This window comes from Nocardia spumae (assembly GCF_020733635.1).
Lineage (GTDB): Bacteria > Actinomycetota > Actinomycetes > Mycobacteriales > Mycobacteriaceae > Nocardia > Nocardia spumae.
On record NZ_JAJFZL010000001.1, the window covers coordinates 2,220,911 to 2,234,677 of the forward strand.

Annotated in this window: 18 protein-coding genes; 7 read left to right on the top strand and 11 right to left on the bottom strand. The window is 70.0% G+C overall.

Annotated features, from left to right (window positions below):
• Complete coding sequence (locus LKD76_RS09525) at positions 1–402, bottom strand: TOBE domain-containing protein (RefSeq protein ID WP_227980666.1); 402 nt, start codon at positions 400–402, stop codon at positions 1–3.
• Between the two features lie 341 nt (positions 403–743).
• On the opposite strand from LKD76_RS09525, the gene LKD76_RS09530 reads away from it, so the two are divergent.
• A complete protein-coding gene (locus tag LKD76_RS09530) occupies positions 744–1,226 on the top strand; it encodes a nitroreductase family deazaflavin-dependent oxidoreductase (protein WP_227980667.1) in 483 nt (160 codons plus the stop codon).
• Between the two features lie 52 nt (positions 1,227–1,278).
• On the opposite strand, the gene LKD76_RS09535 is transcribed toward LKD76_RS09530, so the two are convergent.
• Both LKD76_RS09535 and LKD76_RS09540 read right to left on the bottom strand, forming a co-directional pair.
• A complete protein-coding gene (locus LKD76_RS09535) occupies positions 1,279–1,710 on the bottom strand; it encodes a type II toxin-antitoxin system Rv0910 family toxin (protein ID WP_227980668.1) in 432 nt (143 codons plus the stop codon).
• A 92-nt stretch (positions 1,711–1,802) separates the two neighbouring features.
• Entirely contained in the window at positions 1,803–2,354 is a 552-nt protein-coding gene (locus tag LKD76_RS09540; protein WP_227980669.1) for a nucleotidyltransferase family protein, read from the bottom strand.
• A gap of 172 nt (positions 2,355–2,526) precedes the next feature.
• On the opposite strand from LKD76_RS09540, the gene LKD76_RS09545 reads away from it, so the two are divergent.
• Positions 2,527–3,162 (top strand): TetR/AcrR family transcriptional regulator, encoded by a 636-nt coding sequence (locus LKD76_RS09545; RefSeq protein ID WP_227980670.1) that lies wholly within the window; start codon positions 2,527–2,529, stop codon positions 3,160–3,162.
• Positions 3,163–3,184: 22 nt separating this feature from the next.
• On the opposite strand, the gene LKD76_RS09550 is transcribed toward LKD76_RS09545, so the two are convergent.
• From LKD76_RS09550 to LKD76_RS09575, 6 genes are all read right to left on the bottom strand, one after another.
• Entirely contained in the window at positions 3,185–3,658 is a 474-nt protein-coding gene (locus LKD76_RS09550) for a hypothetical protein (protein ID WP_227980671.1), read from the bottom strand.
• Positions 3,659–3,746: 88 nt separating this feature from the next.
• Positions 3,747–4,121, bottom strand: coding sequence for a DUF2255 family protein (locus LKD76_RS09555; protein ID WP_227980672.1), 375 nt, complete (start codon positions 4,119–4,121; stop codon positions 3,747–3,749).
• A 77-nt stretch (positions 4,122–4,198) separates the two neighbouring features.
• Positions 4,199–4,888 carry a mycofactocin biosynthesis peptidyl-dipeptidase MftE gene (mftE, locus tag LKD76_RS09560; RefSeq protein ID WP_227980673.1) on the bottom strand — a complete coding sequence of 230 codons (690 nt, stop codon included), beginning with the start codon at positions 4,886–4,888 and terminating at the stop codon, positions 4,199–4,201.
• On the bottom strand, positions 4,875–6,212 hold the full coding sequence (gene mftF, locus LKD76_RS09565; protein ID WP_227980674.1) for a mycofactocin biosynthesis glycosyltransferase MftF: 1,338 nt from the start codon (positions 6,210–6,212) through the stop codon (positions 4,875–4,877). Before mftF ends, mftE begins: the two co-directional genes overlap by 14 nt.
• A 128-nt stretch (positions 6,213–6,340) precedes the next feature.
• Positions 6,341–6,550: a TOBE domain-containing protein gene (locus LKD76_RS09570; RefSeq protein WP_227980675.1), complete on the bottom strand. Its 210-nt coding sequence runs from the start codon at positions 6,548–6,550 to the stop codon at positions 6,341–6,343.
• A 213-nt stretch (positions 6,551–6,763) separates the two neighbouring features.
• On the bottom strand, positions 6,764–7,579 hold the full coding sequence (locus LKD76_RS09575; RefSeq protein WP_227980676.1) for an acyl-CoA thioesterase domain-containing protein: 816 nt from the start codon (positions 7,577–7,579) through the stop codon (positions 6,764–6,766).
• A 233-nt stretch (positions 7,580–7,812) separates the two neighbouring features.
• On the opposite strand from LKD76_RS09575, the gene LKD76_RS09580 reads away from it, so the two are divergent.
• Together LKD76_RS09580 and LKD76_RS09585 are read left to right on the top strand one after the other, a co-directional pair.
• Positions 7,813–8,721 carry a TIGR03564 family F420-dependent LLM class oxidoreductase gene (locus LKD76_RS09580; RefSeq protein WP_227980677.1) on the top strand — a complete coding sequence of 303 codons (909 nt, stop codon included), beginning with the start codon at positions 7,813–7,815 and terminating at the stop codon, positions 8,719–8,721.
• Positions 8,722–8,784: 63 nt separating this feature from the next.
• Positions 8,785–9,234, top strand: a complete 450-nt coding sequence (locus tag LKD76_RS09585; protein WP_227980678.1) for a class I SAM-dependent methyltransferase — start codon at positions 8,785–8,787, stop codon at positions 9,232–9,234.
• Here LKD76_RS09585 and LKD76_RS09590 read toward each other — a convergent pair.
• Positions 9,213–9,710: a helix-turn-helix domain-containing protein gene (locus LKD76_RS09590; RefSeq protein ID WP_227980679.1), complete on the bottom strand. Its 498-nt coding sequence runs from the start codon at positions 9,708–9,710 to the stop codon at positions 9,213–9,215. The two genes, LKD76_RS09585 and LKD76_RS09590, sit on opposite strands and share 22 nt — an antisense overlap.
• 118 nt (positions 9,711–9,828) lie before the next feature.
• Positions 9,829–10,146, bottom strand: coding sequence for a hypothetical protein (locus tag LKD76_RS09595; protein ID WP_227980680.1), 318 nt, complete (start codon positions 10,144–10,146; stop codon positions 9,829–9,831).
• A 361-nt stretch (positions 10,147–10,507) separates the two neighbouring features.
• On the opposite strand from LKD76_RS09595, the gene LKD76_RS09600 reads away from it, so the two are divergent.
• The 3 genes from LKD76_RS09600 to mnmA all read left to right on the top strand — a co-directional run bounded on the left by LKD76_RS09600 (position 10,508) and on the right by mnmA (position 13,746).
• Positions 10,508–11,251: an SDR family oxidoreductase gene (locus tag LKD76_RS09600; protein ID WP_227980681.1), complete on the top strand. Its 744-nt coding sequence runs from the start codon at positions 10,508–10,510 to the stop codon at positions 11,249–11,251.
• A gap of 147 nt (positions 11,252–11,398) precedes the next feature.
• Positions 11,399–12,628, top strand: coding sequence for a cysteine desulfurase family protein (locus LKD76_RS09605; RefSeq protein ID WP_227980682.1), 1,230 nt, complete (start codon positions 11,399–11,401; stop codon positions 12,626–12,628).
• Positions 12,625–13,746 carry a tRNA 2-thiouridine(34) synthase MnmA gene (gene mnmA / locus LKD76_RS09610; protein ID WP_227980683.1) on the top strand — a complete coding sequence of 374 codons (1,122 nt, stop codon included), beginning with the start codon at positions 12,625–12,627 and terminating at the stop codon, positions 13,744–13,746. Before LKD76_RS09605 ends, mnmA begins: the two co-directional genes overlap by 4 nt.
• Positions 13,747–13,767 lie beyond the last annotated feature (21 nt).

Below are 13,767 nucleotides of genomic sequence, written 5' to 3' on the forward strand. Positions count from 1 at the left end.
TCAACTTTCCGGTATCTCGACCACGACATGGGTCGACTTGACCGAGGCGACGGCGATGCTGCCGACCTCGAGACCGAGTTCGTCCACCGATTCCCGGCTGACCAGCGACACCAGCCGGAACGGGCCGGCCTGCATCTCGACCTGTGCCATCACCGTGTCCTTCACGACCCGGGTCACGATGCCGCGCATCCGATTGCGGGCCGAGGCCGCGACGGTGGCGCCGGGCTCGGGCGTCTCGGCGTACTGATCGCGCAGCAGGTCGGCGAGATCGGCGCCGCGCACGCCCTTGCGGCCGTTGTCCAGGCGGACCGCCGGCAGCCGGCCCTGATCGATCCAGCGCCGTACGGTGTCGTCGCTGACGCCCAGCAGTGCCGCCGCTTCACTGATCCGCAGATTCGTCACAAATGGAAGCATATTGCCGTGAGTGCGGTCCGCAACCGCGTTCGGTGTGGAATCGGCGGCGATCCGGTGAACGTCGCGCGACCGGCTCGCGGAACGCCGGGGCATGCCGCCGCGCCTTCCGGGGACCGTCCCGTGCATCCGTGGCCTCCTGATTCTGTGGACGATGTCGGACAGATCCTCGAAGACGGATATTTCGGCCGACCGTCTCCGCGATTGCCGGTGGATTTCGCTGTGCTCACCCGCAGGCGCGGATGTGTGTGCGATACCTGCGCGATCCGGATCGAGGTGCTCGTGATGCGGGCATCCTGGTGCCGAGGCGGGCGGGGGTGTCTACTGAGGCAATGCCCATCGTCGCCGGAATGGTCTCCGCTGCCTCGCAATTCGCGAATCGGCACGGTATCTACGCGGGCCGTCGCTCCACCGCGGTGCATGTGCGGCTCTACCGCTGGTCGGGCGGACGGATCGGCGGCCATCTGCCCGGACGGCCGGCGGCCCGAATCCTGCTGCTCGAGCACACCGGCGCCAGATCCGGCATCGTGCGGACATCACCGCTGATGTATGTCGACGCGGGCGAGGCCGTGGCGATCGCCGCGTCGAGGGCGGGGCAGCCCAGGCATCCGGGGTGGTACCACAATCTGCTCGCCGATCCCGACACCACGATCCGGATCGGCGGTGAGCTACGGCCGGTCCGGGCCAGGGTGGCGACCGCGGACGAATACGGCCCGCTGTGGCGGGATTTCGTGGCGGCGACGCCGGACTTCGAGTTCTACCGCAGTCACGCCGCGGGTCGCGACATCCCGATCGTCGTGCTCGACCGGCGCTGACCCGGTGCCGTGCCGCCGTACCCGGGCCGGAGCGGGGATGGGGGTGCCGGGATCAGCAGTACAGCTCGACAAACTTGCCGAGCGAGCGCTCGATATCGCCTTTCAGCGCGCGTGCCACGGTCGCGCCGATCGGCCCGAACAGCGGCCGGCCGCCCAGATCGATATCGACGGTGACCTGTGCACCGGGCCCCTTCGCCGCCACCAGCAGCTCCAACCCCAGTTTGGTGCCGCCCTTGCCGGCGCCGGTGAGGACGAGGCGGCGCGGCGGTTCCGCGGAGCGCACGGTCCAGCGCACTCGATTGCGGAGCCCCTTCACCGAGGCGATGCCGACCAATTCGGTGCCCGGCGTCAGATCGTCGGGCACGGTGCCGCGCCAGGCCTCGTGCATGATCAGCCACTGATCCAGTTCGCGCAGATTCGACGCGTGTGACCACGCCTGGTCGGGGGAGGTCGGAACGTCGACCGAGACCTTCAGTTTCGCCACGGGTGGATGTTAACGGTGGTATCGGGAACAGGTTTCGGCGGGCGCGCGTGACCGAGCGAGCACGGGGCCGGCGGATACCGACCGCACCGCGGTCAGGGGTCGAGATCCGCGGGGTCGTCGATATCGCGCCCACCGGCCAGGTCGCCGCATTCGACGGCCCGCACCGCCACGGTCCGCAGGAATTCGGCGGCGCCGCGATCGCCGGACAGCGTCGGTAGCAGCCGCGCCCAGTGCCGGCGCGCGATCACGACGGGATGGCCGGGGCGTCCGGCGAACGAGGCACGGGCGATCCCGGATTCGCAGGTGCGCGCCGCCTCGATCACCCGAGCCACCACATCCGGCCCGACATCCGGGGTGTCCACGACGTGCAGTGCCAGATGGCCAGCACCCGTACCTCGCGCGTGCTCCACCGCGGCGCGGACCGATGCGCTCATCCCCGTCGCCCAATCCGGTGCCACGAGTGTGCGAACACCGGGTATCGGCGCGACCCGCGCGGCGCCGAGCACCACGGCGACCTCCGCGCATCCACCCTCGCGCAGCGCCTCGACCGCGGTGATCAGCCAGTGTCCGACACCTGCCTTGGGCCTGCCGAATCGGCGCCCGGCGCCCGCGGCGAGCACGACTCCGACGACGCGATCCGACATGGCGGCCTTTCGCTGCGAAAACTGCGGTGACGCAAACGTAATAGCGGAACGCTCGCCGTTTTGTGGAGTCGGCCAATTCGTGTCCGGGAGACGTCGAACAGGCGGTAGGCCCGCCGCGCGAGCCCTAGGATGATCTACCGATTTGCCCGCCGCCAGCAGGGAGGAGTAGGTGATGCCGTCCAAGGTGGCCGGTCAGCGTCGACGCCCCATGCAGGAGCGTGCCAAGGAAACCCGGCAGCACATCCTCGACACCGCGGCGCGGTTGTTCGGCGAGCGGGGTATCGAGAACACCTCCACCAACCGGATCGCGGCCGAGGCGGGCCTGAGTATCGGCACCGTCTACCGCTACTTCGCCGACCGCACCGTCATGGTCGAGGAACTACTCGAACAGTTGCTGCAGAACATCGAGCGGCGCTTCACCGAGCGGTTGAACATGTCGGAGAAGACGGTCGAGGAGCTGACCGCCGGCATTCTCGCCACCATCTGCGACGAACTCGTCGCCAACGCCAAGCTGGTCCGCGCCTTGGCCGCCGGGGTGCAGTTCTACAACAGCGGCATCCCCGAATTCGAACCCCGCCTGCGACTGCTGGCGAAGGTGGTACTGATCCAGGTGCTCGGTCCCGCCGATGACCACGAACTCGACGTCATGGCCTTCGTCCTGGTGAACACCGGCTTCTCCGCGGTGCTGCGTGCCTCCGCGGTCGAGGTGGAACCGGAACAGCGGCAGGAGGCCATCGATATGACAGCGCGCATGATCGGCGCGTGGAGCACCGCCGAAATCGAACGCCGCCGGGCGAATTCCCCGTAATCGCGCCGCCCGGGCGCGACCGTCACCGGATCCGGCGGTCGCACTCCTCGAACGGCGTACCCGCGGTGAAGCAGTCGGCGAGTCCGCTCTGGAAATCACCACTGGTGGGCGGCTCACCGCAGAGGATGCCGCAGCGGCGGTAGCCCGGGACCGGACCGCCGTCCGGAAACCGGCAGCCGTTGTCGTCACAGGTGTAGCCGCGGGTATTGGGATCGTGGCGGAGCGGGCCGTGACTGTAGGACCAGACGTGCGCGTCGGTGCCCTGTACCGGTGCGCAGTACACGGTGCGCCCGCCGGCGATCTGCGCGGACGCGCCGTCGGTATCGCAGTAGGCGTTCAGCTCGACCTGAGCACCGGGTGCCGTGGAGGGGGCGCCGGAGCCGCTGCCCGGTGGCGCGATCGGCGCGGCGGCCGCCGGGACGACCATCATCACCATGACCGCCACGGCACCCATGGCCCACCGTCCCAGCGTGCGAGTCGGTTTCGGTCGAATCATGGCCGGGCCCCTCCGTCGGCATCTGACAGCGAGTCCCGGACTCTACGCGCAGGCGGTCGGCATGTCACCCGATCCGAGTCCGGAAGGTCTATCCGACCACATCCACCCGGACGGTGGTGTTGGCCGCGATCGGCGCCAGCATCGGTTCCAAGGCGGTGGGCTGTCCCCGGTACTTCGTCGTGTAGGCGTCGCGGACACGGTCGTTGGTGACCGAGTCGGTAGCCGGATGCAGCGTCACATCCCTCTCCACGCCGCCGGCCCGGATCCGGGCTCCCCGCGTGTGCATGGCGTGGCGGTACCAGCCGCCGGACGAGCCGAACGCGGAGCGGATGTAGAGGTCGTCGTCGACCCGGACCACCCAGATGGGCGTCCAGGGCCGCAGTGCCCCGTTCTCCCGATAGCTGGTGATCTGCAGTTCCTCGGAACCGCCGATCCGATCGAGCTGAGTGCTGGTCCACGCCATATCGCTTCCTCCGTCGATCGTCGGTTCGCCGCCGCCCGTCGGGGCCTCGACATGCGGGCACGGCTGTGATCCAGCTCTCACCTTTGCATACGATGCGGAAATTCATCCGTGACCGCGGCGATCAACGCCTCCGTCCAGCGCGCCAGTATCCGCGTGCCCTCGGCCGCGGTGGCCCCGGTCGGATCGCCGAGAACGCCGTTGTCGCTCACCGCTTTCACGCCACCCGAGCGCAGATGTGGCATCAGCTCCCGCAACGGCCGGGTATTGCCGGGTTCGGCGCGGTGCATGGCGACCCGATCCGGATGGAGTTCGAGCATCACCGAGGTCTCGCCGTGGCCGGCGTGGGTGTCGTCGGCGGGACCGGTCGGCGACCAGAGCAGGATGTCGCGGCCCTCGGCCGTGAGCCGCCGATGCGCGGCATGCAGCGGCTCGAGATTGCCGCCGTGCCCGTTGATCAGCACGACACCGGCGAATTCGTCCGCCGAGCGCACCAGTTCGACGATCAGCAGTTCCAGCGCGTCACGGCCGATGGACAGGGTGCCGGGGAATCGGGCGTGCTCACCGCTGGATCCGTACGGAATCGGCGGCGCCACAACGATATCGGCCCGGGCCGCGGCCAGCCGCCGGCACAGTTCCACCGCGACGGCGGTGTCGGTGTCCAGCGGCAGATGGGGTCCGTGCTGTTCGGTGGCGCCGAGCGGGATCGCCAGCAGCGGCGGGGTCGCCGACTCGGCCAGATCGGCCGAACTGAGATCAGCGAGCCACATCGGCGGTCTCGGTCTGTCCGCGCAGTGACGGCAGGACGGGTTCGGCCGTGCGGGTGCGCAGACATCCCGCCCAGACTCCGGTGCCGTAGGCGATGTCGTCGGCGACGCGCAGCACCGCGGCCCGTGGATCGCGCGCCGCCACCGCCGCCCGCAGCACCACCGGTAGATAGACCGCGGCCAGCAGACGCCGGCCACGACGGCTGAGAAGCGCTGCGGGCCACCAGATTCGACGCATCGCATCGGCGAGCTGACCGACCGCCGACAACTCGGCCTCCCCCACGACGGCCGCCGCGGTCGTGATCGGCAGCCCGAGGTCACGCAGCCGACGGAACCGGCGTACCGGTTCGGCCAGGGTCACCGCCGCGAATCCGGGGCGGCCCACCGCGAACGACAGCCAGCGCAGCGCCGTGGCCCGGGACAGCCGCGCACAGGGCAACTGCCCGGGATGGTGCCGGGCCAGGGGCGCGGCGGAGGTGCCGTACTCGTAGCGCTGCCGCAGCCAGGCCCGCAGGGTGGTGCGCGGTGCGTGCCGGACCACCGACTCGGGCTGATACCGCACCAGGTGGCCGGCGGCCACGAGGCGCCAGATCAGATCGACATCCTCGCCGTAACGCAGTTCCTCGTCGAAGCCGCCCGCCGCGGTCAATACGTCGCGCCGGATCACCAGCGCCGCACTCGGGACATATCCGATTCGGCCGCCCGGTCGCACCACCGCGGGCTCGGCGCCCATATCCAGACTCGACCGGCCCTGCTCGTATCTGCCCAGCACACCGTCGTCGAGGGTGCGCACACGCGGGGCGACGGCGGCGACCGCGGGGTCGTCGAACAGGGACAGCACGGCCCGCAGCCAGCCCGGATCCGGGACGATATCGGAGTCCAGGAAGGCGATCAGCTCGGTGGTGACCTGCCGAGAGCCGCTGTTGCGTGCGGCCGCGGGGCCGTGCGGGCGATCGTGGCGCACCGCGGCCGAGGGCACCGGGGTGGCCGAACCGTCGTCGACGATGATCCGGGTGAGGCCCTCGGTCGCGTCGATCAGCCGAGCGAGCCCGGCCGGGTTGTCCTTGACCGGGATCACCACGCTCACCTCGGTGGTTGTGCGGCGGCCGCCGCCGGCCCGAGGATGCACGATGCCCGCGGCGAGCATGCGGTGGGCCAACGCCTGCTCGCCCGGGGTGGCGCCCACCGGTTCACCCGCGAGCCAGGCGCGAACCCGCCGAGCACCGGCGGGGGACAGCCGCAGCATCCGCATCGGGCTGCCGCCGAGGACCAAGCGGCCGTCCCGGGAGAGCCGCAGGCGCGAGTCCGGTCGCAGCGTGGTGGTCACGACAGGAACCCTCCATCGAACAGGGGCGACGGTCAGACGTCCGGGACGAGATATTCGCTCACCAGGCTACTGCCACGCCCACCCGGCGGATCCGGAACCGGTCCCGGCCCGCGGGCCCCGCGACGCGGCTATTCGATACCGAGCGTGACCTCGGTCGACTTGATCAGCACCTTCACCACCGAGCCCTCGTCCAACGCGAGGTCGTCCACGGCGTCGCGGGTGATCGACGAGGTGATCTCGTCCCCGCCGCCGAGGCGGACCCGCACCACCGCCATGGCCTCGCCGCGCGTCACCGAGACGACGGTTCCGTCGAGCTGATTCCGGGTGCTCAGGCGCATGCGCCGACCCTACGCCCGCCGTCGGTGCTCACCCGGTAACGAGGGGTCCGTGTTTCCCGCCGGTCACCGCGAGGGCGATGCGGACGAGTTGTTCGATGCCCGGGGCGAATTCGGTGCCGATCGGCAGCGGGAGGGTGCCGTGGCCGGAACCCGCGTCCGGCTGTGCGCGCGGCGCGGCGGCCGACCGAGCTGTGAGCCGCCGGGAGCGATCGCTCAGTCGCGGTCCCGGTCGATGCGTACCGCGCGTTTCGCGTTGGCGATCGCGGACACCGTGGTGGTGCCGATGACGCCCGCGCGATCGAACATCACCGCGGTGCCCACCGCGATCCCGTCCCGCTGGGCGCGTTCGGTCAGCGCGAGGCCGACTTCCATGCCCTCCGGCAGTCGCGCGATCGTCATCGTCACATCCGCGTTGATGAATTCCAGTCCCGCACTACCGAGATTGGCGACCATATTCGTCACGTCGGCGACCGAGGCCGCGAGCTGGAACGGCGTCGGATCCTCACCGTCGACCACGGGAATCGGGAAGTGCCAGATCCGTTTCCGATCGCTGTCGCGGAAGTCGTCGGTCCAGTCACCCCAGCCCTGGCCATCGGTGAAGTACAACCGTTCCGGGTCGCCGCCGGGCAGCTGCCCGGGCGCCGGGGGGACCGGGGAAGTGCCGCCCGACCACACCTCGCCCGGCGGCGGTTCGCTCGGCCGCAGAAACAGCGCACTCGCGCGGGCCGTCGGCTGACCGTCCTGGCTCAGCACCGCATCGATCAAGCACAACCGCGGCCCGTCGCGGACCACCGTCGCCTCGGTCACCGAGGGGCGCATTTCGACCGCGCGGAACAGATCGAGCGTCCACCGCACGGGCCGCAGATCCGTCCGGCCCACCTGCGCGACGGTGCGCTCGACCGCACGCGCCAGCGCCGCGCTCGCGGCCGGTCCGCGCATCTGGTTCGCACCCCAGCCGCTGCTCGCGCGCGGTTCGGGATGTAGTTCCTCGCCATCTCCGTGCTTCACGCGGAAGAACGCGCCATCCATCCTGCCGAGCTCCTTCCTCCTCGGCCGCCCTGTCGCCGGACAACCACCTCGATCATCGACCGGTGCGGGCGCGCTACCACCGCCGGGGTAGGCGATCCGCCGGATCCGCGCACCGAGCGATGATGGCCGCCGCGGTCGTGGCTGTCAGGTGTTCGGCTCCGCGCGATCCGAACCCTGGCCTCGTATCCGGAAACGCATAGTGTGAGAGGCCGAGTCGTGGAACAGGGAGTGCGGTGCGCACTGGTCTCTATATCGGCGGGACGTTGCCGGTCGCGCAGGTGCTGGATCGGATTCGCTGGGCGGCGCGGGCCGGGCTGGACAGCGTGTTCCTCGACCAGGTGCTCGGCTGGGACGCGTTGACCGTCGCCGCCCCGGCGGTGCGGGAGATCGCCGATATCGAGGTCGGGACCGCGGTCACCCACACCTTCGCCCGGCACCCGATCACACTCGCGCAGCAGGCGCTGACGATCACCGCCCAGGGGGCGAACCGGTACGCCCTCGGCCTCGGTCCGAGCCATCCGCATATCGTCGAGGGCAGCTACGGGCTGTCCTATGAGCGGCCCGCCCGGCACGTGCGCGAATACCTCTCGGCGCTCGCCCCGCTGCTGCGCGGGGAGACGGTGGACTATCGCGGTGAGACGTTGCGGGCAGCCGGCACGGTCGAGGTGCCGGCCGCCGCGGCCCCGCCGGTCCTGGTGTCCGCGCTGGGACCGGCGATGGTGAAGGCCGCCGGTGAACTGGCGGACGGGGCGGTGACCACCTGGACCACCCCCGGCATCATCGCCGAGTACATCGCACCTCAGCTGTCGTCGGCGGCCACGGCGGCGGGCCGTCCGGCGCCACGGATCGTCGCGGTGGTGTCGGCCGCGGTGACCGCGGATCCGGATCGTCTCCGGCAGGAGCTGGCGCGACAGTGGGGCCCGGTCTCGCAGCTGCCGAGCTATCGGGTGCTGCTGGACCGTCAAGGGCTGCACGGCGTGCACGAGACCGCGCTGCTCGGTTCGGAAGACACTGTGGCGGAGGGGTTCCGCGCTTTCGAGCAGTCCGGTGTGACCGATCCGATCGTGAGCGCACGCGGTACCGCGGCGGAACAGGAACGTACCCGCGAGCTGGTGTCGCGGCTGCGCGGTGGCGCACGGTAACCGCGCTGGTTCGGCGAGCGTTTCGTTCAAGACCGGAGCCGAGGGCGCGTCGAGACTGGGCACATGAGTGAGCAACCCTTCACCCCCGCCCTGGGGCGGTTCGCCCCGACCCGGCTCTACGACGGCGTGGTGGCGTTGACGCGCGAGCGGGTATGGCGGTCGCTGGCGGTGATGTACGTGGCGCCGCGCGCCCGGGTCGAGCCGGGCGCGCGGATCATCGGGGTGGATCCCGATCCGGAGGTGCTGGCGGTGGCCCGTCGCAAAGGTGAGTCGGCGGTGCTGCGGCCGGGCGGGAAGCTGGTGATCGCCGACTACGGCCGGCAGCGGACCGCGTCGATGCGCGCGGCGTTCCGGGTGGTGCAGTTCGCCGACGGGAGGGCCGATACCCAGCCCAACGCCGAGGGGATACTTCCGCGATTGATGGCGGAGGCCGGTTTTCGCGATGTGCGCGAGGCCGAGGTGGTGCCGACCGTCACCGGGTCGATCTCGGTCTACGTCGCGCGCCGGGATTGAGGACACAGCAGCGGCCGCACGGCCGCGGGGGTGATGCCCATCATCTCGCGCAGGCGGCGGGTGAAATGTGGTTGATCCGCGAAACCCGCCGTGATCGCCGCTTCCGCCGGTGATCGACCGGCCTGCAGCGCCTCGGCCGCACGGCGCAGTTGCGCCCAGGCTCGCCACCGGGTGAGCGGCATCCCCACCTGAGCCCGGGCCAAGGTGCGCAATCGTGGTGCGGACAGACCAACCCGTGCGGCGAGATCGGGGATCGTGAAATGACTGTGCCACAACAGATTCAGGGCCGATGCCAGACGGGGATCGAGATTCTCGGAGGGGAGCGCGGTGGCGCGGATCCGGTGGCGCTGCATCGGCGGGACGAGCAGCGCCACCGATCGATGCTGGTGCCTCGCCGCGTCCACCATCTCGACCTCGCCGTGCCCGGCGATCGCGATCTGGAAGGCGGCGTGCCGATGGAAAGCGCTGTCCGCCACCGGACCTCGGTAAATCGCATAGCCGTCACCGATGGCGAACCGTGGCGCGGGCGGGTGAGGGGCGTGCACACCGTTCACACTTCCAGCCGGGCCGCGACCCCGCCACCGAGCCCCGGCCTCAGCAGAACCAGGTGAGAAGCCGCTGCCACAGTCCGCGGCGCCGGTTCACCTCCGCTGCCGTGTTCGCGGGAGGTTTCGCCGCCGGTGCGACCGCCGGCGGAGGGTCGCCGTCCTCGGACCAGACGATATTCGGTGGTTTCGGGACGCGTACCCGATCCGCGCGGGCGATGACGGGCACGCGAGGCAGTTCGACGGTCGGATCGTCGAGATCTCGGCGCAGCAGATCGCAGAATTGCCCGACCGACCCGTAGCGATCGATGATCTCCTCCACCAGCAGGTCCGCCGACGGAGTGGCCGCGATCAGTTTGCTGCTCACCGTTCTCCTCACCCTCACAGCGCGGGTACGACCTGTCGCCACCCACGCTCAACCGTCATTTCCCTGTGAAAAGCCCCCAGCGCAACCGCGGCGGGTCGCGGGATGTCGAAGCAGGCCCCCGCCCGGCTGGATCGTGCGCGAATCCGCCGCGGTAATCGTTCAGCAATCAGAATAGTCCGCAAACGGGTCAACAGCAAACCTTCCGTGTGTCGGCGGAGGTGCTGAAATATTCTGCGAACCAGGCATTTTCGAATGGTACTGTCGATATGTTGGCGCGGGAGATTTCACACGAAACTCTCAGCGAAGTATCAGCAAATGATGGACGGGTACGGAGGTCGCACCTCGAGCGAAAGGAACAGCCATGAAAATCGTCGTGATAGGTGGCACCGGGCTCATCGGTTCGAAGCTCGTCACCCGGCTCGCCGCAGACGGCCTCACCGCGATTCCGGCCGCGCCCAGCACCGGCGTGAACGCCCTCACCGGAGCGGGCGTCGACACTGTGCTGCGCGGAGCCGACGTTGTCGTGGACGTCTCCAATTCACCGTCGTTCGCCGACGACGACGTCATGGACTTCTTTCGCACCTCCACCACGAATCTGCTCGCGGGCGCCCGCGCCGCGGGCGTGGGCCATTACGTCGCCCTGTCGGTGGTCGGCACCGAACGGCTGCCGGAATCCGGATACTTTCGGGCGAAGGTGGCGCAGGAGGAGCTGATCAAGGGGTCCGGCCTGCCGTATTCGCTGGTGCACGCCACCCAGTTCTTCGAATTCGCCGGTGGCATAGCCGATTCCGCGACCGTCGACGGCCGGGTGCGACTGTCCGCGGCGAACGTGCGGCCGATGGCCGCCGACGACGTCGCGGCCGCGATGGCCCGCAGTGCGGCGGGCGCACCGGTGAACGGCACCGTCGAGGTCGCGGGCCCGGAGGTGTTCGGACTCGACCAGTGGATCCGCACGGTGCTGGCGGCTCGATCCGATTCGCGTGAGGTCGTCTCCGATCCGCGGTCTCCGTACTTCGGGGCGGTGCTGCAGGCGGACAGTCTGTTGCCGGGGCCGGGAGCGCGGCTCGCCGAGACTCGGCTGGCGGAGTGGCTGGCCGCACAGTGACGCGCGGACGTGGCCGAATGCGATCCGGGGAATACCGGGCGGCGAGCGCTCGGTTGTGGGGATGGTGTGCGGAATCGTGGAGAATTCGCCGCCGGCCGGGAGACCCCGAAGATGCGCAGGTCAAGGATGGGATAGGCTTTATCGGTCATGATGTCGGCTTTCCCGGGTCCGGTCGCAGCGGCGCCCAAGACGGTCTACCTCGATCACGCGGCCACGACACCCATGTTCCCGGCCGCCGTCGAGGCGATGACGGCTGCCCTGGGCAGCGCCGGTAACGCCTCGTCCCTGCACGGTTCCGGTCGCGCGGCGCGGCGCATGCTCGAGGAGGCGCGTGAATCCATCGCCGCCGATCTGGGGGCGCGGCCCTCGGAAGTGATCTTCACCTCCGGCGGCACCGAAAGCGACAATCTCGCGATCAAGGGCATCTACTGGGCTCGCCGCGACGCCGATCCCCGGCGCACCCGCATTCTGGTGAGCTCCGTCGAGCACCATGCGGTGCTCGACGCGGTGGAGTGGCTGCAGCAGCACGAGGGCGCGCAGATCACGCTGCTCGAGGTCGATGACGACGGCACGGTCTCGCCGCGGGCGCTGCGCGAGGCGCTTGCCGCCCATGCGGCCGAGACCGCGCTGGTGAGTGTGATGTGGGCCAACAACGAGGTCGGCACCATCGAGCCGATCGTCGAATTGGCAGCCATCGCACAGGAATTCGACGTGCCGATGCACAGTGACGCGGTACAGGCCGCGGCGCAACTCCCCATCGATTTCGCCGCGAGCGGGCTGGCCGCCGCCAGTGTCGCCGGGCACAAGGTCGGTGGTCCGCACGGTTCCGGTGTGCTGCTGCTGGGACGGCAGATCGGATGCGTACCGCTGCTGCACGGCGGTGGGCACGAACGGGATCTGCGCTCGGGCACCTCCGATGTACCGGGGGCGGCCGGTCTGGCCGCCGCGCTGCGGGAAACTGTCCGGGGGATGGATGAGCGTACGGCGCAGTTGCTGGCGCTTCGGGACCGGTTGATCACCGGGGTGTACGAGGCCGTGCCGGGAGCCGTGCTCAACGGCGCCTCCGCCGAGCGGCGGCTGCCGGGCAACGCCCACTTCACCTTTCCCGGCTGCGAGGGCGATTCCCTGCTGATGCTGCTCGATGCGGCCGGCATCGAATGTTCGACCGGCTCGGCCTGCAATGCCGGAGTGGCGGCGCCGAGTCACGTACTGCTCGCCATGGGTGTCGAACCCCGGCAGGCGCGCGGGTCGCTGCGGTTCTCATTGGGCCACACCTCGACCCACGCCGAGATCGACAGATTGCTGGAAGTTCTGCCGCCGGTGGTGGAACGGGCCGAAGCGGCCGGACTGGCCGGTGCGAAAGGAGGTACACGATGAGAGTGCTGGCAGCGATGAGCGGCGGCGTGGATTCCGCCGTGGCCGCCGCACGGGCGGTCGACGCGGGCCACGAGGTCGTCGGTGTCCATCTGGCCTTGTCGGCCACCCCCGGAACCCTGCGCACCGGATCGCGCGGCTGCTGCTCCAAGGAGGACGCCGGCGATGCCCGCCGCGCCGCCGATGTGCTCGGAATCCCCTTCTACGTCTGGGATTTCGCGGATCGCTTCAAAGAGGACGTGATCGACGACTTCGTCGCCGCGTACGCGGCGGGCGAGACCCCCAATCCCTGCCTGCGCTGCAACGAGAAGATCAAGTTCTCCGCGCTGGCCGACCGCGCGGTGGCACTGGGCTTCGACGCCGTGGTCACCGGCCACTACGCGCAGCTGTCGGACGGTGTGCTGCGGCGGGCGGTCGATGCCGACAAGGATCAGTCCTACGTGCTGGCCGTCCTGACCGCCGACCAGTTGTCGCGGGCGATGTTCCCGGTCGGTGACACTCCCAAGCCGCGCATTCGCGAGGAAGCGGCCGAGCGTGGGCTGGCCGTGGCGAACAAACCGGATTCCCACGACATCTGCTTCATTCCCTCCGGGGACACTCGCGCCTTCCTCGGCGCCTCGATCGGCGTGCGGCCCGGTGCGATCGTCGACACCGACGGCCACAAACTGGCCGAACACGAAGGCGTGCACGGATTCACGATCGGTCAGCGCAAGGGACTGGGCCTGCCCGGACCGGCGGCGGACGGCCGTCCTCGCTACGTCACCGGCATCGACCCCGAATCCGGCACCGTGCATGTGGGTCCCGCCGAAGAGCTGGACGTGTGGACGGTACGGGCGGATCGGGCGGTCTGGACCTCCGGTGAGGTCCCCGAGGCGCCGTTCGACTGCATCGTTCAGGTGCGTGCTCACGGCGGCATCGCCCCCGCGATCGTCGAGGCCACCGAGGACGGTCTCATCGCTCGCCTGCGCGAGCCGCTCACCGGTGTCGCCCGCGGTCAGGCCGTGGTCGCCTACCATCGGGATCCGTTGGGGGACCGGGTGATCGGCAGCGGCACCATCAGCGGCACCGGGCGCGAGCGTGAGATCGAAACCGCCGGGCTGATCGCGGATTCCGCCCGGTGATCCGTTCGCGCCGATCGGTAG

Excerpts from the sequence above, each read along its gene's own strand:
- LKD76_RS09530 (WP_227980667.1), top strand. The coding sequence starts at position 744 with ATGCCCATCGTCGCCGGAATGGTCTCCGCTGCCTCGCAATTCGCGAAT.
- LKD76_RS09540 (WP_227980669.1), bottom strand. The coding sequence starts at position 2,354 with ATGTCGGATCGCGTCGTCGGAGTCGTGCTCGCCGCGGGCGCCGGGCGC.
- LKD76_RS09545 (WP_227980670.1), top strand. The coding sequence starts at position 2,527 with ATGCCGTCCAAGGTGGCCGGTCAGCGTCGACGCCCCATGCAGGAGCGT.
- LKD76_RS09550 (WP_227980671.1), bottom strand. The coding sequence starts at position 3,658 with ATGATTCGACCGAAACCGACTCGCACGCTGGGACGGTGGGCCATGGGT.
- LKD76_RS09555 (WP_227980672.1), bottom strand. The coding sequence starts at position 4,121 with ATGGCGTGGACCAGCACTCAGCTCGATCGGATCGGCGGTTCCGAGGAA.
- mftE (WP_227980673.1), bottom strand. The coding sequence starts at position 4,888 with ATGTGGCTCGCTGATCTCAGTTCGGCCGATCTGGCCGAGTCGGCGACC.
- LKD76_RS09570 (WP_227980675.1), bottom strand. The coding sequence starts at position 6,550 with ATGCGCCTGAGCACCCGGAATCAGCTCGACGGAACCGTCGTCTCGGTG.
- LKD76_RS09575 (WP_227980676.1), bottom strand. The coding sequence starts at position 7,579 with ATGGATGGCGCGTTCTTCCGCGTGAAGCACGGAGATGGCGAGGAACTA.
- LKD76_RS09585 (WP_227980678.1), top strand. The coding sequence starts at position 8,785 with ATGAGTGAGCAACCCTTCACCCCCGCCCTGGGGCGGTTCGCCCCGACC.
- LKD76_RS09600 (WP_227980681.1), top strand. The coding sequence starts at position 10,508 with ATGAAAATCGTCGTGATAGGTGGCACCGGGCTCATCGGTTCGAAGCTC.
- LKD76_RS09605 (WP_227980682.1), top strand. The coding sequence starts at position 11,399 with ATGATGTCGGCTTTCCCGGGTCCGGTCGCAGCGGCGCCCAAGACGGTC.
- mnmA (WP_227980683.1), top strand. The coding sequence starts at position 12,625 with ATGAGAGTGCTGGCAGCGATGAGCGGCGGCGTGGATTCCGCCGTGGCC.